The organism is Bacillus sp. FSL K6-1218, assembly GCF_038006445.1.
Taxonomy (GTDB): domain Bacteria; phylum Bacillota; class Bacilli; order Bacillales; family Bacillaceae_G; genus Bacillus_A; species Bacillus_A thuringiensis_S.
This window is the reverse complement of record NZ_JBBOVE010000001.1, coordinates 3,336,285-3,362,355: the sequence shown is the minus strand read 5'-3', so window position 1 is coordinate 3,362,355 and position 26,071 is coordinate 3,336,285. Positions and strand designations below refer to the sequence as shown.

Here is a 26,071-nt window from a genome sequence, read left to right as displayed (position 1 = left end):
AAAGCATTTAGGGGGACGATTACTATGACACAAAACATAAATCAATTAGCAGTGAATACACTTCGTACGTTATCGATTGATGCTATTAATGCGGCAAACTCAGGTCATCCAGGTCTTCCAATGGGAGCAGCACCAATGGCTTATGCATTATGGGCGAATCATTTAAATTACAATCCTAATCACCCAGAATGGTTTAACCGTGATCGTTTCGTTTTATCGGCGGGACATGGATCTAGTCTATTATATAGCCTACTTCATTTAGCTGGATATGACGTTTCAATTGATGACTTGAAAAACTTCAGAAAGTTAAATAGTAAAACACCAGGACATCCTGAATTTGGTCATACTCCTGGAGTTGAAGCGACTACAGGCCCGTTAGGACAGGGGATTGCTAATGCTGTCGGAATGGCAATGGCAGAAGCTCATTTAGCAGCGAAGTTTAATAAGGATGGTCACTCTATTATAGATCACAATACGTATGCTTTAGTTGGAGATGGTGATTTAATGGAGGGTGTCGCTTATGAAGCGATGTCAATGGCAGGACATATGAAACTTGGCAAGTTAATTGTACTGTATGATTCAAATGAAATTTCACTTGATGGTGAATTAGGCATTGCTTTCTCTGAAGATATTCAGAAAAGGGCAGAATCTGTACATTGGCAATATGTAAGAGTTGAAGATGGAAACGATGTTGATGCTATTACAAAAGCCATTACATTAGCGAAAGAAAATACGGACCAACCTACTATTATAGAAATTAGAACAATTATAGGTTATGGAAGTCCAAAAGTTGCTGGAACAAACAAAGCACACGGTAACCCACTTGGAGTAGAAGAGGCGACAGCGACAAAACAAGTGTATGGTTGGCATTATGAGGAAGATTTCTTTGTACCTGAAGAAGTAAAAGCTCATTTTAATGATTTGAAACAAAAAGGTATTGAAAAAGACAATGACTGGAATGAGCAGTTCAACTTATACAGAGAAGCGAATCCTACACTGGCAGATGAATTAGAAAAAGCAATTACAGGTGAAGTTTTAATCGAAGCGAATGATATTCTATCCTTTGATACTGATAAAACAATTTCGACTCGTGTTGCAAGCGGGGAAGCTATTAATCATTATGTGAAATCGATTCCTTCTATTTTTGGTGGAAGTGCAGATCTTTCGCATTCTACTATGACAGATATGAAAGGTGAAGCAGTGTATGCAGTAGAATCGTATGCTGGACGAAATATATACTTCGGTGTACGTGAACATGCAATGGGCGCAGCAGCGAATGGACTGGCACTTCATGGAGGAGTAAAACCTTTCGTAAGTACATTCTTTGTATTTAATGATTATCTTCGTCCATCCATTCGACTTGCTGCATTGCAAAAGTTACCTGTTACTTACGTATTTACACATGATTCGATTGCTGTAGGAGAAGATGGTCCAACGCATGAACCAATTGAACAATTGGTAGCTCTTCGGGCAATTCCTGGTTTAACAGTTATCCGCCCGTCAGATGCAAATGAAACAGCGAGTGCTTGGGCATATGCTTTACAGCAAACGGATGGTCCAGTCGTTTTAGTACTTAGTCGTCAAAATTTACCGGTGTTTAATGAAACGAAAGCGAACATAGAGAATCTTTCTAAAGGAGCTTATGTATTAACGCAAACAAATGAAAATCCGGATGTAATTTTAATTGCGACAGGTTCTGAAGTTTCTTTAGCTGCTAGTGCGAAAGCGAAATTAGAAGAAAATCATGTTTCTGTTCGCATCGTTGCAATGCCAAGCTGGGAGCTATTCGATCACCAATCGAAAGAATATAAAGAATCGGTTCTTCCGTCTTCTGTAAAGAAACGAGTATCTCTTGAGATGGGTGTCTCTCTCGGCTGGGAGCGTTATGTAGGACAAGAAGGAAAAGTGCTATCAATTGAAACATTTGGAGCTTCAGGAACTGGAGCTGAAGTCATGAATCTATTTGGATTTACGACAGAAAATGTTGTTCAAATTACAAAAAGTGTACTGAATTCTTAAGCTATGACTGTGAATACCGTTCTGGATTTATCAATACTGAAAGGTATTCACAATCGTAGTGATATGGATTTTTAATAAAAGATAATCTGAGGAGGAATTATATTATGCAAGTAGGATTAATTGGTTTAGGTAAAATGGGATTAAATTTAGGGAAAAATTTAATTGATCATAAACATGAAGTAGCAGCATTTGATTTAAATACGAGCGCAGTAGAAGAAATGAAAGAGTATGGGGCTACAGGTACATCTAGTTTAAGTGAACTTGTTCAGTCATTACAATCACCAAGAATTCTTTGGGTAATGGTACCACACGCTGTTGTTGATTCTGTTATTGATGAGGTTACACCATTGCTTTCAAAAGGAGATATTTTAATTGAAGCGGGTAATTCACATTATAAAGAGTCTATCCGCCGATATGAGCAATTAAAGAAAGATGGCATTCACTTTATGGATGCAGGAACTTCTGGCGGAATGGAAGGCGCTCGTAATGGTGCTTGTTACATGATTGGAGGAGATCAAGAAGCTTGGGACATCGTTGAACCTATCTTCCGCGATACAGCTGTAGAAAATGGGTACTTATATGCTGGAAAAGCTGGTAGTGGTCACTTCTTAAAAATGATTCACAACGGAATTGAATACGGTATGATGGCTGCTATTGGTGAAGGATTTGAGGTTTTAGAAAAAAGTGAATTTGACTACGATTATGAAAAAGTATCAAGAGTATGGAACAACGGTTCCGTAATCCGCTCTTGGTTAATGGAATTAACTGAAAATGCATTTTCTAAAGATGCAAAACTGGATGAAATTAAAGGCGTTATGCATTCTTCTGGTGAAGGGAAATGGACAGTAGAAACAGCATTAGACCTTCAAACAGCAACTCCTGTTATTGCGATGTCTCTATTAATGCGCTACCGCTCATTAGACAATGATACATTTACAGGAAAAGTTGTAGCAGCTCTGCGAAATGAATTTGGCGGACATGCAGTAGAAAAGAAATAAAGTGAAACTTTAATCAGTGGGGGCTTCATCCCACACCAATCGGGCTTTTACGGGATAATCATATTAAACATGTAACTCATCAACGTTTAAAAACTGGAGGGAATTGATCATGAAATTTTTTATTGATACTGCAAATCTTGAGGACATAAAAAAAGCATATAAACTTGGAGTTTTAGCTGGTGTTACAACGAATCCTTCTTTAGTAGCAAAAGAGGGCATTAAGTTTGAAGACCGTATCGCAGAAATTTGTCAGGCAGTACCTAAAGTTGAGTCTGTATCGGCAGAGGTAACTCCGGATGCTGTTACGGCAGAAGAAATGATTGCTCAAGCAGAAGAATTAATTAAAATTAACGGTGGCGATAAAAATGTCACGATAAAACTTCCAATGACGCTAGCAGGATTAGAAGCTTGTCGCTATCTTACTGAAAAAGGTGTGAAAACGAACGTTACACTTATTTTCACTGTGAACCAAGCACTTTTAGCTGCTCGAGCAGGTGCAACGTACGTTTCTCCATTTTTAGGACGTTTAGATGATATTTCTGAAGATGGAGTACTATTAGTTGCTAAAATTGCTGAATTATTCGATGTTCATCAATTAGATACACAAATCATTGCGGCTTCTGTTAGACATCCAGATCATGTCACTCGTGTAGCGATGGCAGGTGCTCACATTGCAACAATTCCTTATAAAGTAATTGAGCAACTTGCTATGCACCCATTAACAGACCAAGGTATTGAGAAATTTGCTGCGGATTGGGCGAAAGCGCCTAAATTATAATGAAGTGAAATGTTCACTAATTACTTTTTTACGAGAGGGTCAATCTCTATGTAACTTCATCCTATAAACTTAATCTCGATTTTGGCATCTTATTACGTGAAAACAGCAATATCATAAAGAAACGATTCATTTTCAAATTAGTACAATAGATATGAAAAGGCCCCCTTATGAGAGTAAAGTTAGTTAGCACGTAATTCTCATAAGGGAGAGTCTTTTTTCGTATAAACCATGGTGCTCCCAAGTATGTATACATAATCAGTAAAGAATTGAGAGTGTTCTTTTGTTAATGGGATATTCTGAAAGGGGTTACATAGTGAGATCGAAATATATGATCGGTGTAGATATTGGGACAACTAGTACAAAATCGGTTTTGTTTTCAATTGATGGATCTGTTATTGCAAGTCATGGAATTGAATATCCTTTATATTCTCCTACGCCTGAAACAGCAGAACAAGATCCAGAAGAAATCTTTCAAGCGGTGATACATACGATTAAAGAAGTTGTGCAATCAAGTAATATACAAGCGGTTGATATTCTCTGTGTTTCTTTCAGTTCGGCAATGCATAGCGTTATCGCTGTAGACGAAGATGGAAATCCGTTAACGAGATGTATCACGTGGGCAGATAATAGAAGTGCAAGCTGGGCGGAGAAAATAAAGAATGATATGAATGGTCATGAAATTTATTTACGTACTGGGACACCAATTCATCCAATGTCACCACTTTCGAAATTAGTTTGGCTACAGAATGAGCGGGTAGAATTGTTCGCAAGAAGTTATAAATTCATTTCTATTAAAGAATATGTTTTCTACAAGTTATATAAAGAATATGTGATTGATTATTCTATAGCATCAGCAACAGGAATGCTCAATTTGAAATCTTTAAAATGGGATGAAGAGGCTTTACATGTTGCGGGAATTACAGATGACAAGCTTTCTAAACTTGTTCCAACAACGCACAGTTTAACAGGATTAGATGAAGAGCTTGCCAAAGAAATGAATGTACTTGTTTCTACGCCTTTTGTAGTAGGAGCGAGTGATGGAGTACTATCTAATTTAGGTGTAAATGCAATAGATCCTGGCGTTGTGGCTGTTACAATTGGTACAAGCGGTGCGATACGTGCTGTAACAAATCGTCCTGTAACAGATCCAAAAGGTAGAATTTTTTGTTATGCCTTAACTGAAGACCATTGGGTAATCGGTGGACCAGTTAATAATGGTGGTATGATTTTCAGGTGGGCTCGTGACCAATTGGGCACTTCAGAGATTGAACTTGCGAAGCGTTTAGGAAAAGATCCATATGAAGTACTTACTGAAATAGCAGCAAATGTGAATCCTGGATCTGACGGTTTATTATTTCACCCGTATTTAGCAGGGGAAAGAGCTCCTTTATGGAATGCAAATGCACGGGGATCTTTCTTTGGACTCGGATTGCATCATAAGAAAGAACATCTTATCCGTGCTGTTTTAGAAGGAGTAATTTATAATTTATATACGGTTCTTCTCGCTTTAAAAGAGTTAATTGGTGAACCGAAAAAAATTCAAGCGACAGGCGGTTTTGCAAGGTCGGAACTTTGGAGACAGATGATGGCAGATATTTTCCATCAAGACGTATATGTTCCTGAAAGTTTCGAAAGCTCTTGCTTAGGAGCTGCAATCCTCGGTTTATATAGTTTAGGTGAAATAGATACATTATCCGTAGTTTCTGAAATGGTAGGTGCAGATTTTCATCATGAGCCAAACATGGAAAGTGTGGAAAAATATAAAGATTTAACGCCAATCTATATTCGTCTGTCCCGTCAATTGGAAGAAGAATATGAAAGTATAGCAGCGTACCAAAAAAAGTGGGTTTAAAAGCTATTTATCAAGAAAATATGGTAACGTATAAAGAGGTACTCCGATTTTTTAGGATACTCTTTCAACATAAAATATTTTAAGAAGTATGATGAACGAAAAATATAGGGAGAGAGGGTTATAAAAATGAAGGATAACAAAGAGTTTATTGGATATGTTGGAACTTACACGAAAGAAAATAGTGAAGGAATATATAAGTTTACTTTAGACACAGAAGCAAAAAAAATTAGTAATGTAACACTTGCCGCTAAGCTGGATAACCCTACATATGTAACGATTAACCGAAATAATGAATATCTCTATTCTGTTGTTAAGGAAGGCGAATCTGGTGGTTTAGCTGCGTATTCCATTGATAGTCATACTGGAGAACTAAAAGCGAAAAATAGACAAGTAGTAGAAGGTGCTTCTCCTTGTCATATTAGTGTTGATAGTGGAAATCATACAGTAGTTACAGCGAATTACCATAAAGGAACGATTGAGTCTTTTGAAATAAATGAAGAAAATGGAACTGTAAATCCTGCTTCATCTATTATGGCGCATGAAGGTTCAGGTCCAAATAAAGAAAGACAAGAAAAACCACATGCACATTACGCGGGATATACTCCTGATGAAAAATATGTGATAGGTGTTGATTTAGGAATTGATAAGTTAATTACGTATGAAATAAAAGATAGTACATTAACAGAAGTGAATAGTTTATCTGTAAATCCAGGGAGTGGTCCAAGACACATTACTTTTCATCCAAATGGAAAATACGCTTATGTAATGACGGAGTTTAGTTCAGAGGTTATTGCGCTAACATATAACTCGGAAGAAGGATCCTTTACAGAAGTACAGTATATTTCTACTCTTCCAGCAGAGTTTGATGAAAATAGTCAAGGAAGTGCTATCCATATTTCTTCTGACGGTCGTTTTGTATATGCAGGTAATCGTGGTCATAATAGTATCGCTGTTTATAGCGTAGATCAAAATTCAGGTCAGCTTACATTTATTGAACATACATCTACAGAAGGAAATTGGCCGAGGGACTTTGTATTAGATCCTACTGAAAAGTTTCTTGTTGCTACAAATGAAAAGTCACATAATCTTGTGCTATTTTCAAGAGATGAATCTACAGGAAAGTTAACACTTTTACAATCTGATGTTGTTGTGCCAGAGCCTGTTTGTGTGAAGTTTTTAAATGTTTAAGTTGTGTTCCATATAATTTCATATACTCAGAAAACAATAAAAAGCAAAGCGATATCGCTTTGCTTTTTATTGTTTCTTTTTCGGTCTACGTACTAATTCGCCGCCGCAGTTTGGACAAACGTTTTGTCTTTTTTCTGTACATGGTGCGCAAAATGTACATTCATATACACAAATGTAAGCTTCAGAATTTGGTTCGAGCGATTGATCGCAAATTTGACAGTTTGTTTTCATTTCTAGTGCCATAATAAGTCTCCTTTTAGTTAGAAAATTTATAATTTAATTATAATTCATTGAATAGAAATAGTCCTTTTCAATTGAAAGGAAATCGAATGATAAAGTTATGAATTGAAACGAAAGATGCTGGTTTATTTTAAAATTGATTATTTATTACAGTTGGAATATTATGAAATAGTCAAAAGACAACAGGGGGTATAGATTTTGACTAATCATAACGATCATTTAAAAGCAAACTGCGAAAAATGCTTCGGCCTATGTTGCGTTGCATTACCGTTCGCAGCATCGGTAGATTTTGCAGTGAATAAAGATGGTGGTAAACCATGTTCCAACTTACAATCAGATTTTAAATGTAGTATACATAAAAATCTTAGAGGAAAAGGTTATAAAGGTTGTACAGTATTTGAGTGTTTCGGTGCTGGGCAGAAGATTTCTCAGGGTACGTTTAAAGGGATTGAGTGGCGGAAAGATGCAAAGCATGCGAAAAAAATGTACGATGCTTTTCCGGTTATGCATCAACTTCATGAAATGCTTTGGTATTTGAATGAGGCGATTCTTTTAAAGGCAACACAGCCAATCCATAAAGAGCTGGAGACCGCAATTGAGGAGACAGAGCGACTTTCGAATTTAAATCCAGATGAGTTAATGAAAATAAATGTTCCAATGCATAGGGCAGAGGTGAACATTCTTCTTTTAGAAACGAGCGAATTAGTATGGAAGGAAATGAATACTGCGCGTAAGAAACGAATCATACACCGCGGCGCAGACCTTATGGGAGCAAATCTGAAAAAGAAAGATTTACAAGGAGCAAATTTAAGAGGAGCATATTTAATTGCGGCAAACTTAAATGGAGCAGACTTACGAGGGGCAGATCTCATCGGAGCAGATTTACGAGATGCAGATATTCGCGGGACTGATTTTACAAATAGTATTTTCCTGACGCAAGTTCAAGTTAATGCGGCCAGAGGGGATAAACATACGAAATTACCGAAATTGTTGTCTCGTCCATCGCATTGGAGTGAGTAAAGAGTGAGGAGTATTTAGTGTGGATATATTTCAGTATTTAGAAGAGATGCAAGAGGATGTCTTTTCGTTAGCAGTAGAGCAAATAGAAGCGAAGTATTATGATATTTGTTGCATGTTGGCGTCTACAGAATGTGCAGAACGAATTAAAGCAATTGATTTAGAGTCATATAAGGAAAGTATTCGAGTAGGTTTGGATGCAGCTGTAGAAATGGCTACTAATGAAGAAGCAAAAGCGATTTATTTTGAGTATGACCTTGATAACGAATGGGATAGTCAGTTCTATATTTGTGAGGAGTATTTTCCAATGGAAGAAGAGTATGACGATTGGGCTTCTGAATGGACATATAATATTGAGGGTCCGGGGTCTGTAGAATTAGCGGATATGTATAATGAAAATGGCTTTGACACAAGTGAAAAAGCAATCGGTATAACTTTATATTTAATTGCTAAAACGCTGTGTAGTTTTATAAGTATACGTAGTGAAGTGCAAAGTAATATACCGATTTGTATTGGTTTTCACGACCAAGATCCAATTATGCGAACAGGCAGAGATTAAGAATCTCTGCCTGCTTTTTATTTCTTTTCAAAAGTAGTAATGAAAACGCTACATATAATGAGAATACCACCAATGAAAAAGTTACTATTTAATGTTTCATTTAATAAGAGCCAACCGAGCAACGATCCAACGATAGGTTGGAAGAAGAAAAATAAGGAACCGATGCTTGCATCCATTAATTCTAATCCTTTATTCCAAAGGAAAAAGGCACCTGCTGTTGAGACAATACCTAAGTATAATACGCCTAATATTACGTACGTATTTACTGTTCCGATAGAGGCTGCTTGTAGTTCCCATATCATAAAAGGTGTAATAAAAAAGAGTGAAAAGAATATGGCATACGTTGTAATAACTAAGGATGAAAATTGGATTGAAGCGATTTTTACATAAATAGATAGTAAAGCCCACGTAATAGCGGCTCCAACTAAAATGATTGTTCCGATAAAATAGGAGCCAATTTCAATATCCCATCCGATTACGATAATGACACCGATTGTCGCTATTATAGTAGATAAAAGTCTACGAGCAGTTAGTTTTTCTTTCAAAATGAGCGCTGCAAATATAACCATAAATGCAGGTGTAGCTGATGTAACTAACGAGCCTGTATGAGCGTCGGATAATTTTGTTCCGATAAATTGGCATGTGATCGAAATGAAATAGCCGATAAATCCAATCCAAGCGAATAGGAGCCAATCTTTTTTGCGAATGGTTACTTTTTTCTATTGCTTTTTCTCAGCTATTTTCAAAATGAAATACAAAACAACAAAAGCGATAATAAAGCGTAGCCAAACGAGTGTTAGTGGTGGGATAAAATCGAGTACGTATTTGCTAACAACATACATACCGCCCCATATACTTGCTGCTAGTGATAAGCATATAGCTCCTAAAATGTTTTGTTTCATTTGAAGTACCTCCGTCTATTTTAGGGTAATATGAGTTCCCTAAGACGAGGCATAGTGTATGTGCTAAATGAATGCCCGCCTTAGTTTATAGACGGCCTACAGGTTGATCGTTTTCGAATGAAGTGTTGTAGTACATGTGTATTCCTCCTTTTTAAGTTATAGTGATAGTATAACTTAATTTTCTGATTATTGGGGGGTGTTATGAAATATATCGTTATAAAATCACATGTTAGCAATTATCCTAATCCAATTCGCTTAGAAGAGGGGGATGTAGTGAAAATGATAGAGAGTTACGCTGGTCCTGAAAATTGGGAAAACTGGATGTTTTGTCACGAAGAGAAATATGACCGGAAAGGATGGGTTCCGGAGCAAATTATAAGAAAAGATATGAATGGAACAGGAATTATTATAAAACAATATACTGCGAAAGAATTAAATGGAGTATTGGAGAAAGAGTGATCGGATTAGAAGAATTGAATGGATGGGTTTGGTGCGAAGGAAGAGATGGTGAGAAGGGCTGGGTACCAAAGGAAAACTTACAAAAATATTAATAATAATATTTGATCAATAATTAGGAAACATATTTTTGCTTATGAGTATATTGGTTGTAGGATAAAAAGTAGATTAATAGAGAAAGAGGAGGAGATTATTATAACTACAACCGTTATTTCACATTTTTACAATGAAGAGTATTTATTGCCATGGTGGCTTATGCATCATACGAAACTTTTTGATCATGGTATTTTAATTAATAAAGGTTCAACAGATCGTTCCGTTGAGATTTGTAAAAAATTTGCACCGCATTGGGAAGTGCGAGATTCTGTAAATCCAGAGTTTGATGCATATGCGACAGATCATGAAGTGATGAGGATAGAACAAGAAGTACAAGGATGGAAAATGGTTTTAAATACGACTGAGTTTCTTTGCATGCAAGATAAAAATCAGTTTTGGAAATCACTAAATGAATTGGGAGGGAGGATGTATTGGCTGGACGGGCTTATTATGGTTGATGATCCTAACTACAACTATCCGGACCTTAACTTTGGAATACCTTTAATGAAACAGCGATTTCATGGTTATTTACCAGAAGATTGGCCGTTATGGAGAAGAGGTAGATTTATTCATAATCATGAACATGGAAGTTATACGGTTGGAAGACATTTATCCGCGCATGAATCTATGATTTGTCCGCCCCTTGCTTGTATATTATGGTTTGGATTTAGTCCGTGGAACGATGTGATGAGAAAGAGAAAGTTACAAATTGGTCCGACTCTTTCTGAAGCTAGTAAGCATGGGGGAATGGGGACGCACCATATTATTACGCCGGAAAGATTAGAAGAATGGTATAAGGAATTAGCGAGAGGAACGAAGGATTTACGTTTTAGTAATGCATATCGTTATGTTTTTGTATAAATGATTCCCACCATAAAATTGTTTCTTCTATTCCTGTATTTAAATCGTATGTTGGTTTCCAGTTTACTTCAGTTTTTAAACGTTCTACACTAACGCCGACGAATAAAGGTTCATCCTTAGAGAAAGGAATCGCGTCTAGTTTAATTAAATGTTCTTTTCCTATTTTTTTAGCGATGATAGAAGCTAGTTCTTTAATTTGTACAGATTGACCTGAAGCGATATTGATGGTGCCTGTAACGCCATGTTCTAATACTGTTACGAGAGCGTCAGCGACGTCACTCACATGGAGGAAATCTCTCGATTGTTTTCCATGTGTACATAGTGCTTCCTCATTTTTTAATAAGGAAGTGATAATGTTAGAAACGAGCCGATTACCTTGTTCGTAAGGTCCATACATATGAAAAATGCGGCCCCAACACATGCTGAGGCCTGTTTGTTGTGCATACGTTTCTAACCAGGAGTGCAGTGCGTTTTTACATAATGAATACGGGGTTTTATAGGAAAGAAGCGGTGAATCTTCAAATAATACGCCGTTAAACCATTCATATTCTGCGCCAGTACCTGCAACGACAACACGCTTTCCGCCGCATGTTGTGAAGTGTTGAATCAATGAAATACTAGACTTTAGCCAATAGTAATTATTAATAGATACATAGCATGCTGGTGGCACTGCTTCCCAAGCAAGGTGAATGAGATGGCTAGGCTGAACGTCGGAAATGAATTGTTTTACTTCGTCATTGCGAAGCAAGTTTACTTTATGCCAATGGCAAGGGAGGTGAGAGGGTTTATTTTTATTATACGTGGCGTGCACTTCATATCCCTTTTGTATAAGTGAATGTACAACATATTTACCTATCCAGCCACTACCACCTGTTACAACAACTTTCTTCATGGCTCGATCACCTCAACTTCTGGAACCGTCACTAAAAATTTACCGCCCCATTCACGAATGAAAGAGCATTCTTTCATAATTTCGTCTTTCAAATTCCAAGGAAGTATGAAAATGTAATCCGGTTTTGTACGTTTAATTTCTGCTGGAGATTTTATTGGAATACGAGTTCCTGGTAAAAGGAGATTTTGTTTGTGAGGATTTTTATCTACTGTATAAGCTAGAAATTCTTTACCTATCCCGCAATAATTCAAAAGGGTGTTTCCTTTAGCTGGAGCACCGTAACCGATAATTTGTTTGTTTAAAGCTTTCGCTTCAATAAAAAACTTTAAAATATTTATTTTCAATTGTTCGATGCTTTTAGAAAAAAGGAGATAGCAATCTAAAGCATCTAACTCGTGGTCGACTTCTTTTTGAATTAATTTTGTAACATTGGAATGGATAGTTGATTGGGCACTTAGATGGTTTACAAAAATACGTAATGAACCACCATGCGTTGAAAGTTCTTCTACATCAACAATTTGTAAATGATGATAACTTAAAACTTTTTGAAGGCTTATAAGTGAGAAGTAGGAAAAGTGCTCATGGTAGATAGTATCGAACTGTTTAAAGGATATGAGGTTTAATAAGTGTGGGAATTCAATTGTTATTGTGCCATCTTGTTTTAATAACGTTTTTAAACCGGCAACAAAATCATGCAAGTTTGGAACGTGTGCTAATACGTTATTTGCGACGATTAAATCAGCTTGTGGTAATTTTTTTGCTAAGTCATTACTGAAAAAATTCACATGAGTAGGAATTCCTTTTTGGATAGCAATTTCTGCTACGTTTTTCGCGGGTTCAATTCCCAATGTCTCGATATTTTCTTTTTTAAAGTATTGTAATAAGTACCCATCGTTACTTGCAATTTCAATCACTTTTGAATGTTTCGTTAAGTTGAAACGCTTAATCGCCATTTCTACATATTGTTTAGCGTGTAGTAGCCAACTTGAGGAGTAAGAGCTGAAGTATAAATAGTTATGAAAAATATTTTGTGGGGATTCAAATTCATCTAGCTGTACGAGTAAACAAGAGTTACAAACAAATGTGTGCAGCGGATAAAAAGGTTCCATTTTATATGAGCTTTCAGGAGCTACAAATGAATTAGCAAGAGGGGAAACGCCCAAATCTAAAAAAGTGTTGGTTAGTAATGATTGGCAAAAACGGCATTTTTTCTGTTCCATTTTATAGCCCCCTTATAAATTTTTGAATGTATCGATTTGTTGTCGTGTGAAAGATTCTATATTTTCACCAGATGCATATTTTTTGTACCAATCAACAGTCCAAGCGATAGCATCATCTGTTGATAACTTAGGAGTCCAGCCGAGTTTGTTTACTGCTTTTGTACTGTTGAGTGTTAAAATTTGTGATTCATAAGGAGTTTTTATAGAGGGAGAATGGATTGTGAGTCGTTTATTCCATAAGTTCGTTACGGATTGAATGACATCATTTACGGTTCTGCTAGATTCATTAATCGGTCCGAAATTCCATGCTTCTGCATATTTAGCATTATTCCAAAGTTTCTCAGCTAAAAGGATATAGCCATGTAGAGGATCTAAAACATGTTGCCACGGACGGACGGCATATTTGTTTCGAATACACAAAGTATGATTGTGCAAATATGCCCGAATGATATCAGGGAATAGTCGATCTTCTGCCCAATCACCACCACCAATAACGTTACCTGCTCTTACAGAAGCAAGCGAAGTAGTATTCGTGTGAAAAAAAGATTTGTGATAAGATGTTGCAACTAATTCAGCACAAGCTTTACTAGCGCTATAAGGGTCGAAACCTCCTAGTCGGTCATTTTCCACGAACGCTCGGTCGCCACTACCGTCATTCTCATAACATTTATCGCTTGTCACATTAATAATGGCACGTACGTTTTCGACGGACTTTGCTGCTTCTAGCACGTGGACAGTACCTAAAACATTCGTTTTGAATGTATCGATAGGATTTTTGTATGAAGCGGTTACGATTGGCTGAGCTGCTAAATGAAATACTATGTCAGGTTTATGCTGCTTCATGGCATGAAATAAAGAATGGTAATCTGTAATATCGCCTTTCATTGTCGTGCACTCTTTTGCTACGTTACCTTGTTCAAAAATGTTAGGAATGGATGGGGGATGAGAAGAAAAGCCTACTACTTCTGCACCTAAAGAACTTAAGAAAAGGGTGAGCCAGGAGCCTTTAAATCCAGTATGTCCCGTAATAAATACTTTTTTCTTATTCCAAAAAGATGATGAAGCCATATTACCAAACCTTCCACGGAGCGTTATTACTTTCCCATAGCTCGACTAATTTATTTTTATCGCGCAATGTATCCATCGGATGCCAAAAACCAGAATGTTGATATGCGGCCAATTCATTTTTGTTTACTAACTGAACTAAAGTGTCTGTTTCAAAAACAGACTTATCTCCACTAATGTAATTGAAAACTTCAGGATTTAAAACGAAAAATCCACCGTTAACCCATCCGCCATCACCTAATGGTTTTTCTTGAAAAGATGTTACAGACTGTTTATCTAATATGAGAGAACCAAATCTACCAGGAGGTTGTACGGCAGTAACAGTAGCCATTTTCCCATGTTTTTTATGGAATGTAATAAGTTCTTTTATATTTACATTACTTAATCCATCACCATAAGTGAGGCAGAAAGGTTCGTCTCCGACATAATTTTGAATCTTTTTCACTCGGCCACCCGTTTCGGTATTTACACCAGTATCGATTAGTGTAACTTTCCATGGTTCTACACGATGAGAATGGCTAGTAATTGTATTATCGTTTAACTGTATTGTGAAATCAGACATGTGTAAGTTGTAATTTAGAAAGAACTCTTTAATTGCATATCCTTTATAGCCTAAGCAAATAATAAACTCAGTAATCCCGTAATGACTATACAAACTCATAATGTGCCATAGAATGGGTTTTGTTCCAATTTCAATCATAGGTTTCGGTTTTAAATGTGTTTCTTCCCCAATTCTTGTACCGTACCCACCAGCAAGAATAACAGCTTTCATTTTTTCCTCCTAAAATAAAAATTTATTATTTATACAGTATTCATGTTTTATGCAAATGAGATTGTTTTTGATTAAGTGAATGAAATTGTTTGAGGTGATGACAATACAGAAAATATTACGGTTTGAATTTTGGAAATAATTCTTGATATTCAGGGTTATTACGTAGGTCTTGTGTTAGGTTACTAAGCTCTAAAAAACGTATGTCCAGTACTTCAGGAGATTGACCGTAATGTGTTTGAAGCCCCATTTGAACACCCCTTTTTGAAAGGGTAGGCGTAATTTGTAATTTTCTTGCCTTTGATTGTTCATTCCAAGGGCTAAAATAAAATTTTAAAATAAATGAAGGATAGTCATAAATTATATATCCGTGCCGCGAATGATGTCTACCAGGTAAATATGCACCGTCTAGATGATTGTGAATAAATCTCCAAGCACATCCGAGATTTGGGTTATAAGGGAAGACACCGTGGTATCGCTGTTCTACTAAGGGGATAGAATATCTAGGTTTTGAATAATTATAATTATGATTATCTATCATTAAAATCATTCTAATCGCATACATGTTTTGGCCTAGTGTATGAAGAGATGAAAAAAATTCTTCAGTATTATTACAACAAAAGAATTCAGTAGTATTTAAAACGATTTTCCAACCTGAAACTTCTCTTTCAATTTCCATCACTTCAATATCAGTATTAGTTGGATCAAACTCAAGAAATCTTGAATTTCGTACTTCCCAGTGGGGTGCTAATAGTTTACAAATCTCTACGGAACGATCTGTAGACCCTCTATTAATTAAAATGCCGTGATCGAATATTTTCGTGTGATGCATAAGCCACCATGGGAGTAGGTATTCTTCATTATAAAAATGAGAAATGATTGTCTTTTTCATGTTAATTCCCTCCTATACAAGCAATCATTATTAGTAGGATATGCTTTTAAATAAGAAAGGTTAAAAGGGGCAGACAATGTAGTGATTAGGTAATAGTTTAGTAATTTTATTGTATAAGTGTAGATTACTCGTATTGAATAATCATAGGAGGAGAGTGAAATTTTGTATAAATTGTGAATAATAAACCATCACGTTTGACTGTACAGTTTATGTGTTGTATGATGTTAGTAATATAAACAAGGGGGGAAGATCGTTGGGAAGGTGTATCGAATCGGACAGTTGGCTCTCATGGCTCACGTGTCGAAACGCACGATTGATTATTATACGAATCTAGGAATCTTAAAAGCGGAGCGATCTCAATCTAATTATCGCTATTACGATGAAACAGCATTTGAGACATTACAATTTATTGAGAAGTGCAAAGAAATGCATATGCCGCTTTGTGAGATTAAAGAGAAAATCGAGGAGAAGAAGAAGCTGCTCGGTATCAATGAACACGTTTCGAAACAAGTGAATGAAGTGACAGACCATATTCATCGGTTAGAAGCAGAGTTAACGGAGTTAAAGCCGCTTTTAGATGGATTGACTGATTCACAACGTGAAAAAATATCGAAATCTTTATCTGGTCAAACGACAGCTTTAATACAGACACTTGCTCTATTATTATAGAAAAAAGTGAAATCCGACCTCTTTAATTTTTGTATCGGGCTATGTTTTCTAGTGAACAAATAAGAAAACATTATAGTATACAGGAGGTGGACACCTTAGTTTTTTAAACTAAGGGGATTCATTGGAAATATTTAATTTAGTCATGGTTGCGATTTTAATCGCATTTACTGGATTTTTCGTAGCAGCAGAGTTTGCGATTGTAAAGGTACGTTCAAGTCGTATTGATCAGCTTGTTGCGGAAGGGAAACGCGGTGCTTTAGCAGCAAAAAAGGTAACAACAAATTTAGATGAATATTTATCTGCTTGTCAATTAGGTATTACAGTTACAGCTATGGGATTAGGTTGGTTAGGTGAACCGACAATTGAAAAGTTATTACACCCGTTATTTGAGAAATGGAATATAAATCCTTCTATCTCATCAGTATTAACATTTGGTCTTGCCTTTATGCTAATGACGTATTTACACGTTGTAGTAGGGGAATTAGCTCCGAAAACGATGGCAATTCAAAAGGCTGAACAAGTAACATTGTTATTGGCAGGTCCGTTAATGATGTTCTATAAAGTCATGTATCCATTTATTTGGGTATTAAACGGTTCAGCTCGTGTTGTAACTGGCTTATTCGGTTTAAAACCAGCTTCAGAACATGAAGTAGCTCATACAGAAGAAGAATTACGTCTTATCCTTTCAGATAGCTATGAAAGTGGCGAAATTAATCAAGCTGAATACAAGTATGTAAATAACATTTTTGAATTTGATAATCGTATTGCAAAAGAGATTATGGTACCGCGAACAGAAATCATTGGTTTCTACCTGGAAGATTCAGTAGAAGAACACATGAAAGTAATCCAAAATGAACGATACACACGTTATCCGATTTTTGGAGAAGATAAAGATGATATTATCGGTATGGTCAATGTAAAAGATTTCTTTATTCGATATATGAACAACGATAAAGAAGATTTATCATCGATTCGCACGTATATGCGTCCGATTATTGAAGTGATGGAAACAACTCCAATTCACGATTTATTACTTCAAATGCAGAAGAAGCGAATTCCGATGGCTGTTTTATATGATGAGTACGGAGGAACAGCAGGAATTGTAACGCTTGAAGATATCTTGGAGGAAATCGTCGGCGAAATTCGTGACGAATATGATGAAGATGAAGCACCACCAATTCAACATGTGAATGAGCACCATAAAATCGTTGATGGAAAAGTGCTTATCTCAGAAGTAAAAGATTTGTTTGGATTACACATTGAAGAAGACGATGTGGATACAATCGGTGGTTGGATTATGATGCAAAATCATGAAATTGAAGAAGGACAACATGTTGAGGCGGAAGGTTATGAATTTAAAGTGTTAGAAAAAGACGCTTACCAAATTAAACGTGTTGAAATTCGTAAAATGGAACAAGAGCAAGAAGAAGAGAAAGCAGCAACTGTGTAAGTTGCTGCTTTTCTTCTAAAGTACAAAAAATGAGAACTTAGGAGCGGATATTTTGATTCAAGAAGCCTTACGTGTATATCGATTACAATTGTATGTGATCTTTAGTGGTTTACTACTTATGTGGACGATTACTCCGTTTGGAAAACAAGTGACAGGGTTTGGTATTGGATTAGCAGTAAGCGCCTATTGTCTTTGGTTATTAGCTCGCAGAGTGGAGAAACTCGGAAAAAGTATCGTAATGAAGGAAAAGGCTCCTGGATTAGGAGTGTTAAACCGATTTGCAGCTGCTATTTTAGGAGCTATCATCATGTATGAAATTGAGCATGAAATGGAAATGTGGGCATTCGGTACAGGTATTTTAGGTGGTCACTTTTTAATGATTGCAAATTTAGCTTATGCAAATATGCAATTAGTGAAAGAAGAAGAGAAGCAAAGGGAACATGCTTCGAAAAACATAGAGCTATGATGAAAGGGACCTAATCGGGTTCCTTTTTTAGTTTAGCGATATGATACAAGTAATCAAATTAACGACAAATATAATACGCTTCTTTTTTTTGTTTTTCAATAGTATGAAAAATAATAAAAAAATTTTAAAAAACCCATCGATTTCTAAAGGTTATGTATGTTATTATGACAAAAGACTTTTTGAAAGAGGTGGATACCAATGTTACAAGCGCTACTTATTTTTGTGCTTCAAATTATTTACGTTCCAATTTTAACAATCCGTACGATTTTGCTTGTAAAGAATCAAACAAGATCCGCTGCTGGTGTTGGATTGTTAGAAGGAGCTATTTACATTGTCAGTTTAGGTATTGTATTTCAAGATTTATCAAATTGGATGAATATTGTTGCCTATGTCATTGGCTTTAGTACGGGACTGTTATTAGGCGGTTATATAGAGAATAAATTAGCAATTGGTTATATTACGTATCAAGTTAGTTTACTAGACCGTTGTAATGAATTAGTAGATGAATTACGCCATTCTGGATTTGGTGTTACAGTATTTGAAGGTGAAGGTATTAATTCTGTACGTTATCGCTTAGATATCGTCGCAAAGCGTTCTAGAGAGAAAGAGCTTTTAGAAATCATTAATGAAATCGCACCGAAAGCGTTTATGTCTTCGTATGAAATCCGTTCATTTAAAGGTGGATATTTAACGAAGGCGATGAAGAAGAGAGCGTTAATGAAGAAGAAAGATGAACATGTATCGTAAAAAAGAGGAGTAGTGCTGCATTAAAAGCGCAGTATAAGTCCAAATGTAAAAGGGAGGAATCTATTTTGATGTAGATTCCTCTCTTTTTTATGAAAAATATTCATCTATTAATTCAAAAAACTAAATCGTATAATTATTTTTTTTACACATTCTCAAATTAATGATTAGCCATATAATTTGAAAAAATACCGGTATGATAAACGTGATTAATAAAACGATAAGTGATATTGATTTAATTTCGGGTGTTTGAGTAACACCGGCCCCCATCAACATCTCGTAGCCAAATAATAGCTGCCCATATTCCAAAAACGATAATCCAAAATATGTTACCAATCCACCAAGAAATCCATCGTTTTTTCATGTTAGCACCCCCTACATTTATCTACTGTTAAAAGTATATTTTCGTTCGTTACATTTATCCCGCTATTTGCCGGGCAGTAAGACCCCCACCTCAAAATTCAGCGGAAGCAAAAAAGTTAGGTGGGGATCGGGCTGTCCGTAAAAGCTCGATTGGTGAGGGCTAATAATCAGTGGGGGATGAACAAAACCCCTACCGATTAAAGTTTCACTTTATAATGAAATAACTATAAAATTAGTTTTTCTTAACTGTATACCTAACTTGTTTAAAGGTTACCATTTCTCCATCATCATTATCATCTTTCGTTTGCAAAAGTTGAACTTTTGGTTTGTAGTCCGTCCTATGAGCGTGTTCGATATCTTTAATGTTAAGCTTGTAGGATTCACCATTTTTTAGTTTTTGTTCCAACACTTTTTTATTAGCAACATAAATAAAAGTTACTTTATTTTCATCAATGCCTTTCGTTTTAATTTCTAATTCATTATCTTTTGCTGTGATCGTTGGTGTTAATAATTCCATACTGCCTTTCCCGCTTTCTAAAGAATTCTCTGCTATAGTTGAACATCCTGATAATATGATTCCAGTGAATAGAAGAACAGCTAATTTCTGTTTCATAACATCCCTCAATTCCATGTGAATTTTGATTTTGGTATTGCTAGATTACTAGTGTGGAGCGTAAATGTTTAGTTAGTACCCTTTTAATTGTACCATAATATGTAAATTAAAACAGGATGTATATCCAATTTAAGGGAGATTTAAAAATTTACTGATTGTTGTAAATTCGTGTGTTTTAGCTTCTATTTCAATCGAAATGTAGACGAGAGAAAGAAATTTTTTTATAGAAATTATAATTTTTACATTTTACAATAATGATAGGGAATAGATGAATTCATTTACTTCGGAGGTAGTTACTTGAACATTAACGAGAGGGCAATTGAAATGTTTGAACAAAATAAATATGAGGAAGCGATGGAATTGTTTCAACAAGCAGTACATGAATCTAGAGGTGTACAATCTCTCAATAATCTTGCTTGGATGTACTTTTATGAGGAAGAAAATGATGATAAAGCTCTGGAATTAATAAAAGAAGTTGTTAAGTTAGATCCTTCCTCATACTTTCCTTATAACATCTTAGGGGAAATTTACACGAAACAAGAAAAATGGGAAGAAGCGAAAGAAGTATTGCAAAAATCTATTTCGATGCAACCATCGGATGAAGCATTTCACAATGTAGCTGTAGCGCATTATAACCTTGGAGAGCTGGAAAAAGCTTCGGAATTTTTCTTGCGAGTTGCAGGGGATTCGGACTATATAATGTATAGCTATGTAAAATGTTTAATTGATTTAGGGCGAACGACAGAAGCGAAAGAGCAGTTAGATGCTTTTAACAGGAAATCTGATGATTTTTTAGGAGAAATTCATGTAGCAGATTTATATGTTGAGTTGAATTGCTATAACGAAGCAATTGAATGGTTCGAAAAGGGATACAAAGAAGTTTGGAAAAGTCCTAACTGGATTAGTAGGTTTGTGTATGCTCTATATAAAGCTAATAATTTCTCCCGTATAAATGAAGTTATACAGGAATCTATCGAAGCGAAAACATCAGAAATAGAAGATGTTCAGAATGAAGAAGTAGAAGAAAACTGGACAGCAAAAGATAAGAAAGAGTTAATTGAGGAATATACAGAAGAGAATAATTGTTATAAAGCAATGATAGAATGTATCAAATCTGGATATGTTCCAGGGTTAGAATTTGAAACTTATCATTTAGGGGGTTGCTATTTATTTGGTTGTAAAAGACATAATCATCTTGAATATGAAAAATAAAAAGATTCGACTGTCAAGTATGATGGTCGAATTTTTTTATTATAGGTTGCTTGTCTAAAGGTACCATCTCAATTGTAATGTGTTAAAGAGGTTTCGTCTCATTACATAGGTATATATCCTCTTTAGAGCTCTCTTTTTTAATATTTAAAATATGTAGTGAAATAAAACCAATAAGTCCTATTCCGCCAAAAATAAGCCATGGTGTATACATTCCGCTTAAGTTGGATGTAAAAGATGTACCGGTATAATTACCAATGATAAAACCAAATGCGAGTGATAGTTGATAAAATCCGAAGAAAGTGGCTGTATATGATTCATTACTGTAATTTGCAATAGCGATATCAGCGTTAGGTAATACGAGTGTTTCACCGATTGTAAATAAAATTACACAAATAAAGAGCCAATATGGGTGTTGAAATAAAGGAATGAGTAAAAAGGAAATACTCATTAATAAAACACCGTATTTAATAATCGAAAGTGTGTTGTATTTATGAAATAGTTTTCGGAATAACACCATAAATATGACGCCTGTTATTGCATTTATCGTAATAACTAGTGTAGCAAGCTGATTGCTATTACTAATATTTTTCATATGAAGTGGAAGTGCGACAGTAAGTTGAGTAAACATAATATAGAAGGAAATCATAATAAATGAAAACAAAAGGAAAGATTTGTTTTGTGAGATAGCTTGTATGCCTAATGTAATAGACGTGTTTTCAGTAGTGACTTGGAAGTGATTTTTAAGTAAGTAAAAGATAAAAGCAAATAACAGCATAAGAGATCCTGTTAGAGAGAAAGCGTAGAGTGGATCGAGTAAGAGTAAGAACCCTCCTGCAATTGGTCCGATTATTGCACCGCAATTAAAGCTAAGGTTTAAATATGTAAATAAATTTTTTCTCAAATGAGCTGGCTGTGAGCCAAATATAGCGCGAGCGGCAGGTTCGTAAAATGCAGTTCCGAAGCCAATAAGTGCAGAAGAAATAGAAATTGTATAGAAATCAGAGCATATTCCTAAAGCGATAAATCCGATTCCTCTCAAAAATAAACCGGCTATCATCATAATGATATAGCCTATTTTGTCAGCAATTAACCCTGAGAATAATGGGATAACTCGTGATGTAATTGTCATAACCGTCAACACTGTTCCTACTTGGACAGCAGAAAAATGAAGAAAGGTTAATAGATAAATAGCTAAAAATGCGTATACTGCAAAATACCCAAAAGACATAAAAAATGAAGAAATAAGCATGAAACGTATCGGTGTTGAGAAACTTTTCATAGAAATCCTCCTAATTATGTAACCAGTAAAATTATTTGATGGTTAACTATTTTATACTATAATTATACATAAAGTCAGAAAAAAGTAAATTTTAAGAAGAAGGTGGATCGAATTGAATCAAAACGCTCCAAATGAACTAGAATATATTCGGGAATTTTTAAATACATGGAGAATACCAAACGATACGAGAGAGCCAATTGATTTGCTGCAAACAAAAGAAGATATAAAGCTCTTTATGAAAGAATATTTTGATGAAGAGTTTCCATTTCATACGATAGAGGAATTAAGAGGTTTTCGAGAAGATATTCGGATGACAATTGAAGGCGAAGGGTCATTGCAAAAATGGTTAGAGAAATACCCATTTCATGTACATATAAAGGATGATATGAAAGGTATTACATATGAACCAGTATATGAAGAGAATGTGTATACAAAAGTGTTAAGCATTGTGTTAATGTCAATTCAAGAAAATGTGTGGGGAAGGTTAAAAGCATGTCCAGATTGTCGCTGGGTATTTTATGATTATTCGCGAAATGGAAGTAAAAGATGGTGCGGTATGTATGCTGGAGAAGAAGGAGGAAGAGCATGCGGTACGATTGCGAAAGTGAAAAACTACCGGGCGAAAAGAAAAGGGAGATCAGATTATAGTGTGTAATTTATATTAGGAGAAATAAAATCGATGGGGGAATAAAGGATATGGAAGGCACACAAATGTTAGCTATAAATAAAAAGTGTTGGGATACAGTTGCACCTTATTTCTTTCAAGTTGATTGTTTGCCTAGATACGGTCCGTATACAGCGTCTGAAGATGAGATTCGTTTGTTCGATTCAATCAGAAAGAAAAAGGTTCTTGATATTGGCTGTGGAAGTGGGCATTCGTTGCAATATATGGCGGAACAAGGGGCAGAGGAATTATGGGGGCTTGATCTTTCGAGTACACAAATTGAAATAGCGAATAAGATGTTAAAGGATTGGAATCCAAAGTTAGTATGCGGAGCAATGGAAGAAGAAGGAGATATTCCGAAAGGGTATTTTGATATTGTATATTCCATTTATGCATTAGGTTGGACTTCAAATTTAGGGAAACCAGTAAAGCTTATTTATTCCTATTTAAAGCCAGGAGGAAGTTTTATTTTTAGTTGGGAGCACCCAGTATATTCAAACTTACAGTATGGTACAGAAGAAGTTGCTATAAAGTCTTCTTATCATGAGGAAACGTCCATTACGTTTGAAGCATTTAAAGGAGAAAATGTACAAGCGATATTATATAAGAGAAAAATAAGTACATATATAAATGAGTTAAATAGAGCAGGCTTTACAATTGAGAGAATAGAAGAGCCTGAACCATCGAGCTCGTTTGATGGAGAACTAGCTGAGCCGTCTACGAAATATTATTCTTTATATAAAGCTAGGATGGTGCCAACTACTTTTATTATTAAGGCGAGGAAATAAATTGTTTTATAAAAAGAAGCCTATCGTTTCAAATAGTTGAAATGATAGGCTTCTTTATTTTTAAAAAAATAAGGTCAGAGGTGTACTTTTAAAAAAAAAATGCATTTCATATAAAAGGTGTAATGATTTTAGGGAAGGGGGATTGTTGTGCGTCATCATAAAAATTGCAAAAAATTCGGAGTGGCACTGCCTCTTCCGCTTATAGGTGCAACTGGTCCCCAAGGTCCTCAAGGTATCAGGGGAATACAAGGTTCGCGAGGGACAACAGGAGCACAGGGAATACAAGGAGCTGTTGGTGATACCGGAGAGCAAGGTATAACTGGTCCAACTGGCCTCCAAGGTGCTCAAGGATTAATTGGAAACCAAGGTCCAATTGGTGATATTGGAGTACAAGGATTAGAAGGAACACAGGGAGCTACGGGTCCTGCTGGTAGTCAAGGAATACAGGGCACACAAGGAATACAAGGGGAAATAGGTGAGCGAGGACAAACGGGGGCACAAGGAATACAAGGAGAGAGAGGGGTAACTGGAGTCCCAGGGATAACTGGTCCCCAAGGTCCTCAAGGTGTTCAAGGGATACAAGGAGAGCAAGGGGCTATTGGTATACAAGGAGAAGACGGCCCTCAAGGAATACAAGGAATTACTGGAGAACAAGGACACCAAGGTGATCAAGGGGCACAAGGTGTAGTAGGACCAACTGGTTCTACTGGAATACAAGGTCCTCAAGGTATAAGCGGAATAAAGGGAATAACCGGTGTAACAGGCCCTCAAGGTCCACAAGGTGTTCAAGGAATACAAGGAGTAAGTGGATCCACAGGTTTTCAAGGAGCAAAAGGAGTACGAGGGATAACAGGAGCAACTGGTCCTACTGGTACACAAGGCTCAGAAGGACCACCGGGCGGTCCGACGGGAACAACCGGTCCAATTGGTCCATCTAGTGGAGTGACTGGTCCATCAAGTCCACCTGGCCCGCCAGGAGGTCCAACAGGTCCAACGGGTGCGACTGGTTCAACAGGTGTAAGCGGGGGGATAGGACCAATTGGAGCGCAAGGAGTGCAAGGTATAACAGGTCCAACAGGTCCTCAAGGTGTAAGGGGAGCCCAAGGTTCCCAAGGTGTAGTTGGAGCAGTTGGAGTCCAAGGAGCACAAGGTCCTCAAGGTAACCCAGGTATAACGGGTCCACCGGGTGCAGAAGGTTCTCAAGGAATACAAGGTACGCGTGGAGTAACTGGTCCAACAGGTGCAGAAGGCCCTAAAGGTATTCAAGGTATTCAAGGTGTAATAGGCCCAACAGGTGCACAAGGAATGGTGGGAATACAAGGGATAGCCGGTCCAGCTGGTGTTACAGGAGCGGAAGGAGTTCAAGGTGAACAAGGAATCCGAGGAGCAACGGGTCCAGCTGGAGCGCAAGGTATACAAGGAGTACAAGGAATTCAAGGGGAAACAGGAGCAGCTGGAGCACAAGGTCCTCAAGGAGTTCAAGGGATACAAGGGACTACGGGATTGACAGGTGCACAAGGTGCACAAGGTCTTCAAGGAGTGCAAGGAATAATCGGTCCGACTGGAGCGACTGGTTTACCTAGTGGGGGCGGTTATTTCTTTTCCACTGCAACGAGTACAATTGCAGCGAATGCGCTAATACCAATTAATTCTGGTTCTACAATTTTTGGAGCAGGAGTTAGTTTAACAAATGCGACAACTATAACGTTAAGTACGCCAGGGATATATTTAATAAGTTATTATTTTCAAGGGGATGCAATTTTGGGGAATGAAACGATTTCGGTAAGGCTTGTTTTAAACGGAACGCAAGTCGCAGGGAGTTTTATTCTTTATGTTACAAAAGGTAATTTTATATTAGAACCAGCGATTTCAAATACGATGGTAATTGAAGTTACTTCTCCAAATTCCACTTTGTCATTACAAAATGGTCCATTAGCTATTGGGCATGTAACGACATTAGCGGGAGTAATAACAGCTAGCTTAAACATATTACAAATAGTTTGATGCGTTACAAATGGG

24 protein-coding genes and 3 pseudogenes are annotated in these 26,071 nt (G+C 36.4%); 17 read left to right on the top strand and 10 right to left on the bottom strand.

Features of this window, described 5'->3' with window-relative positions; all coding sequences use genetic code 11:
* Positions 1–24: 24 nt before the first annotated feature.
* The 5 genes from tkt (at position 25) to MHI26_RS17085 (ending at position 6,835) form a co-directional block, all read left to right on the top strand.
* Positions 25–2,019, top strand: a complete 1,995-nt coding sequence (gene tkt / locus MHI26_RS17105) for a transketolase (RefSeq protein ID WP_000193048.1) — start codon at positions 25–27, stop codon at positions 2,017–2,019.
* A gap of 104 nt (positions 2,020–2,123) precedes the next feature.
* The gene (gene gnd, locus MHI26_RS17100) at positions 2,124–3,017 is read left to right on the top strand and encodes a phosphogluconate dehydrogenase (NAD(+)-dependent, decarboxylating) (RefSeq protein WP_001195908.1); all 894 of its coding nucleotides are present in this window, start codon (positions 2,124–2,126) and stop codon (positions 3,015–3,017) included.
* 109 nt (positions 3,018–3,126) lie between these two features.
* The gene (gene fsa / locus MHI26_RS17095; RefSeq protein WP_000667681.1) at positions 3,127–3,795 is read left to right on the top strand and encodes a fructose-6-phosphate aldolase; all 669 of its coding nucleotides are present in this window, start codon (positions 3,127–3,129) and stop codon (positions 3,793–3,795) included.
* Between the two features lie 328 nt (positions 3,796–4,123).
* Positions 4,124–5,647, top strand: coding sequence for a gluconokinase (gntK, locus tag MHI26_RS17090; protein ID WP_061666683.1), 1,524 nt, complete (start codon positions 4,124–4,126; stop codon positions 5,645–5,647).
* Between the two features lie 126 nt (positions 5,648–5,773).
* Complete coding sequence (locus MHI26_RS17085) at positions 5,774–6,835, top strand: lactonase family protein (protein WP_061666664.1); 1,062 nt, start codon at positions 5,774–5,776, stop codon at positions 6,833–6,835.
* Between the two features lie 66 nt (positions 6,836–6,901).
* On the opposite strand, the gene MHI26_RS17080 is transcribed toward MHI26_RS17085, so the two are convergent.
* On the bottom strand, positions 6,902–7,078 hold the full coding sequence (locus MHI26_RS17080) for a DUF1272 domain-containing protein (RefSeq protein WP_001162787.1): 177 nt from the start codon (positions 7,076–7,078) through the stop codon (positions 6,902–6,904).
* A 195-nt stretch (positions 7,079–7,273) separates the two neighbouring features.
* On the opposite strand from MHI26_RS17080, the gene MHI26_RS17075 reads away from it, so the two are divergent.
* Positions 7,274–8,095 (top strand): pentapeptide repeat-containing protein, encoded by an 822-nt coding sequence (locus MHI26_RS17075; protein ID WP_061666663.1) that lies wholly within the window; start codon positions 7,274–7,276, stop codon positions 8,093–8,095.
* Between the two features lie 19 nt (positions 8,096–8,114).
* Entirely contained in the window at positions 8,115–8,651 is a 537-nt protein-coding gene (locus MHI26_RS17070) for a hypothetical protein (protein WP_000350934.1), read from the top strand.
* Positions 8,652–8,668: 17 nt separating this feature from the next.
* On the opposite strand, the pseudogene MHI26_RS17065 reads toward MHI26_RS17070, so the two are convergent.
* Positions 8,669–9,553 (bottom strand): annotated as a pseudogene (locus MHI26_RS17065) (DMT family transporter).
* A gap of 201 nt (positions 9,554–9,754) precedes the next feature.
* On the opposite strand from MHI26_RS17065, the pseudogene MHI26_RS17060 reads away from it, so the two are divergent.
* Together MHI26_RS17060 and MHI26_RS17055 are read left to right on the top strand one after the other, a co-directional pair.
* Positions 9,755–10,104, top strand: a pseudogene (locus MHI26_RS17060) (SH3 domain-containing protein).
* Between the two features lie 61 nt (positions 10,105–10,165).
* Positions 10,166–10,966 (top strand): glycosyltransferase family 2 protein, encoded by an 801-nt coding sequence (locus tag MHI26_RS17055; RefSeq protein ID WP_080546849.1) that lies wholly within the window; start codon positions 10,166–10,168, stop codon positions 10,964–10,966.
* Here MHI26_RS17055 and MHI26_RS17050 read toward each other — a convergent pair.
* From MHI26_RS17050 to MHI26_RS17030, 5 genes are all read right to left on the bottom strand, one after another.
* Positions 10,935–11,858 carry an NAD-dependent epimerase/dehydratase family protein gene (locus tag MHI26_RS17050; RefSeq protein WP_000758370.1) on the bottom strand — a complete coding sequence of 308 codons (924 nt, stop codon included), beginning with the start codon at positions 11,856–11,858 and terminating at the stop codon, positions 10,935–10,937. The two genes, MHI26_RS17055 and MHI26_RS17050, sit on opposite strands and share 32 nt — an antisense overlap.
* Positions 11,855–13,078, bottom strand: coding sequence for a class I SAM-dependent methyltransferase (locus MHI26_RS17045; RefSeq protein WP_000435786.1), 1,224 nt, complete (start codon positions 13,076–13,078; stop codon positions 11,855–11,857). Before MHI26_RS17045 ends, MHI26_RS17050 begins: the two co-directional genes overlap by 4 nt.
* Positions 13,079–13,090: 12 nt before the next feature.
* The gene (rfbG, locus tag MHI26_RS17040; RefSeq protein ID WP_000168663.1) at positions 13,091–14,146 is read right to left on the bottom strand and encodes a CDP-glucose 4,6-dehydratase; all 1,056 of its coding nucleotides are present in this window, start codon (positions 14,144–14,146) and stop codon (positions 13,091–13,093) included.
* A gap of 1 nt (position 14,147) precedes the next feature.
* Entirely contained in the window at positions 14,148–14,915 is a 768-nt protein-coding gene (gene rfbF, locus MHI26_RS17035; protein WP_000648807.1) for a glucose-1-phosphate cytidylyltransferase, read from the bottom strand.
* Positions 14,916–15,030: 115 nt separating this feature from the next.
* Complete coding sequence (locus tag MHI26_RS17030) at positions 15,031–15,804, bottom strand: glycosyltransferase family 2 protein (protein ID WP_000750975.1); 774 nt, start codon at positions 15,802–15,804, stop codon at positions 15,031–15,033.
* 261 nt (positions 15,805–16,065) lie between these two features.
* Between MHI26_RS17030 and MHI26_RS17025 the strand changes: the two genes are divergently transcribed.
* From MHI26_RS17025 to MHI26_RS17010, 4 genes are all read left to right on the top strand, one after another.
* Positions 16,066–16,473, top strand: coding sequence for a MerR family transcriptional regulator (locus MHI26_RS17025; RefSeq protein WP_000285637.1), 408 nt, complete (start codon positions 16,066–16,068; stop codon positions 16,471–16,473).
* A gap of 121 nt (positions 16,474–16,594) precedes the next feature.
* The gene (locus MHI26_RS17020; protein ID WP_046957914.1) at positions 16,595–17,923 is read left to right on the top strand and encodes a hemolysin family protein; all 1,329 of its coding nucleotides are present in this window, start codon (positions 16,595–16,597) and stop codon (positions 17,921–17,923) included.
* A 52-nt stretch (positions 17,924–17,975) separates the two neighbouring features.
* Entirely contained in the window at positions 17,976–18,389 is a 414-nt protein-coding gene (locus MHI26_RS17015; protein WP_000613876.1) for an ATP synthase subunit I, read from the top strand.
* 198 nt (positions 18,390–18,587) lie between these two features.
* Complete coding sequence (locus MHI26_RS17010; RefSeq protein WP_000938444.1) at positions 18,588–19,136, top strand: DUF2179 domain-containing protein; 549 nt, start codon at positions 18,588–18,590, stop codon at positions 19,134–19,136.
* Positions 19,137–19,256: 120 nt separating this feature from the next.
* Here MHI26_RS17010 and MHI26_RS17005 read toward each other — a convergent pair.
* Both MHI26_RS17005 and MHI26_RS17000 read right to left on the bottom strand, forming a co-directional pair.
* A pseudogene (locus tag MHI26_RS17005) lies at positions 19,257–19,497 on the bottom strand (DUF3923 family protein).
* 231 nt (positions 19,498–19,728) lie between these two features.
* Positions 19,729–20,127, bottom strand: a complete 399-nt coding sequence (locus MHI26_RS17000; RefSeq protein ID WP_086406947.1) for a hypothetical protein — start codon at positions 20,125–20,127, stop codon at positions 19,729–19,731.
* A gap of 279 nt (positions 20,128–20,406) precedes the next feature.
* On the opposite strand from MHI26_RS17000, the gene MHI26_RS16995 reads away from it, so the two are divergent.
* Entirely contained in the window at positions 20,407–21,321 is a 915-nt protein-coding gene (locus MHI26_RS16995) for a tetratricopeptide repeat protein (protein WP_061666614.1), read from the top strand.
* 82 nt (positions 21,322–21,403) lie between these two features.
* On the opposite strand, the gene MHI26_RS16990 is transcribed toward MHI26_RS16995, so the two are convergent.
* Positions 21,404–22,600: an MDR family MFS transporter gene (locus MHI26_RS16990; RefSeq protein ID WP_061666613.1), complete on the bottom strand. Its 1,197-nt coding sequence runs from the start codon at positions 22,598–22,600 to the stop codon at positions 21,404–21,406.
* A gap of 112 nt (positions 22,601–22,712) precedes the next feature.
* Between MHI26_RS16990 and MHI26_RS16985 the strand changes: the two genes are divergently transcribed.
* From MHI26_RS16985 to MHI26_RS16975, 3 genes are all read left to right on the top strand, one after another.
* Positions 22,713–23,255 carry a CGNR zinc finger domain-containing protein gene (locus MHI26_RS16985; RefSeq protein WP_001072945.1) on the top strand — a complete coding sequence of 181 codons (543 nt, stop codon included), beginning with the start codon at positions 22,713–22,715 and terminating at the stop codon, positions 23,253–23,255.
* 41 nt (positions 23,256–23,296) lie between these two features.
* The gene (locus MHI26_RS16980; protein WP_061666612.1) at positions 23,297–24,052 is read left to right on the top strand and encodes a class I SAM-dependent methyltransferase; all 756 of its coding nucleotides are present in this window, start codon (positions 23,297–23,299) and stop codon (positions 24,050–24,052) included.
* A gap of 147 nt (positions 24,053–24,199) precedes the next feature.
* Complete coding sequence (locus MHI26_RS16975; protein ID WP_061666611.1) at positions 24,200–26,056, top strand: BclA C-terminal domain-containing protein; 1,857 nt, start codon at positions 24,200–24,202, stop codon at positions 26,054–26,056.
* Positions 26,057–26,071: the final 15 nt, after the last annotated feature.

Bases quoted from the DNA above. Each gene is read 5' to 3' on its own strand.
- MHI26_RS17085 (WP_061666664.1), top strand. From the start codon at position 5,774: ATGAAGGATAACAAAGAGTTTATTGGATATGTTGGAACTTACACGAAA.
- MHI26_RS17010 (WP_000938444.1), top strand. From the start codon at position 18,588: ATGTTACAAGCGCTACTTATTTTTGTGCTTCAAATTATTTACGTTCCA.
- rfbG (WP_000168663.1), bottom strand. From the start codon at position 14,146: ATGGCTTCATCATCTTTTTGGAATAAGAAAAAAGTATTTATTACGGGA.
- MHI26_RS17045 (WP_000435786.1), bottom strand. From the start codon at position 13,078: ATGGAACAGAAAAAATGCCGTTTTTGCCAATCATTACTAACCAACACT.
- MHI26_RS17080 (WP_001162787.1), bottom strand. From the start codon at position 7,078: ATGGCACTAGAAATGAAAACAAACTGTCAAATTTGCGATCAATCGCTC.
- MHI26_RS16990 (WP_061666613.1), bottom strand. From the start codon at position 22,600: ATGAAAAGTTTCTCAACACCGATACGTTTCATGCTTATTTCTTCATTT.
- MHI26_RS17030 (WP_000750975.1), bottom strand. From the start codon at position 15,804: ATGAAAAAGACAATCATTTCTCATTTTTATAATGAAGAATACCTACTC.
- MHI26_RS16980 (WP_061666612.1), top strand. From the start codon at position 23,297: ATGGAAGGCACACAAATGTTAGCTATAAATAAAAAGTGTTGGGATACA.
- tkt (WP_000193048.1), top strand. From the start codon at position 25: ATGACACAAAACATAAATCAATTAGCAGTGAATACACTTCGTACGTTA.
- MHI26_RS17050 (WP_000758370.1), bottom strand. From the start codon at position 11,858: ATGAAGAAAGTTGTTGTAACAGGTGGTAGTGGCTGGATAGGTAAATAT.
- fsa (WP_000667681.1), top strand. From the start codon at position 3,127: ATGAAATTTTTTATTGATACTGCAAATCTTGAGGACATAAAAAAAGCA.
- rfbF (WP_000648807.1), bottom strand. From the start codon at position 14,915: ATGAAAGCTGTTATTCTTGCTGGTGGGTACGGTACAAGAATTGGGGAA.
- MHI26_RS17000 (WP_086406947.1), bottom strand. From the start codon at position 20,127: ATGGAATTGAGGGATGTTATGAAACAGAAATTAGCTGTTCTTCTATTC.
- gntK (WP_061666683.1), top strand. From the start codon at position 4,124: ATGATCGGTGTAGATATTGGGACAACTAGTACAAAATCGGTTTTGTTT.
- gnd (WP_001195908.1), top strand. From the start codon at position 2,124: ATGCAAGTAGGATTAATTGGTTTAGGTAAAATGGGATTAAATTTAGGG.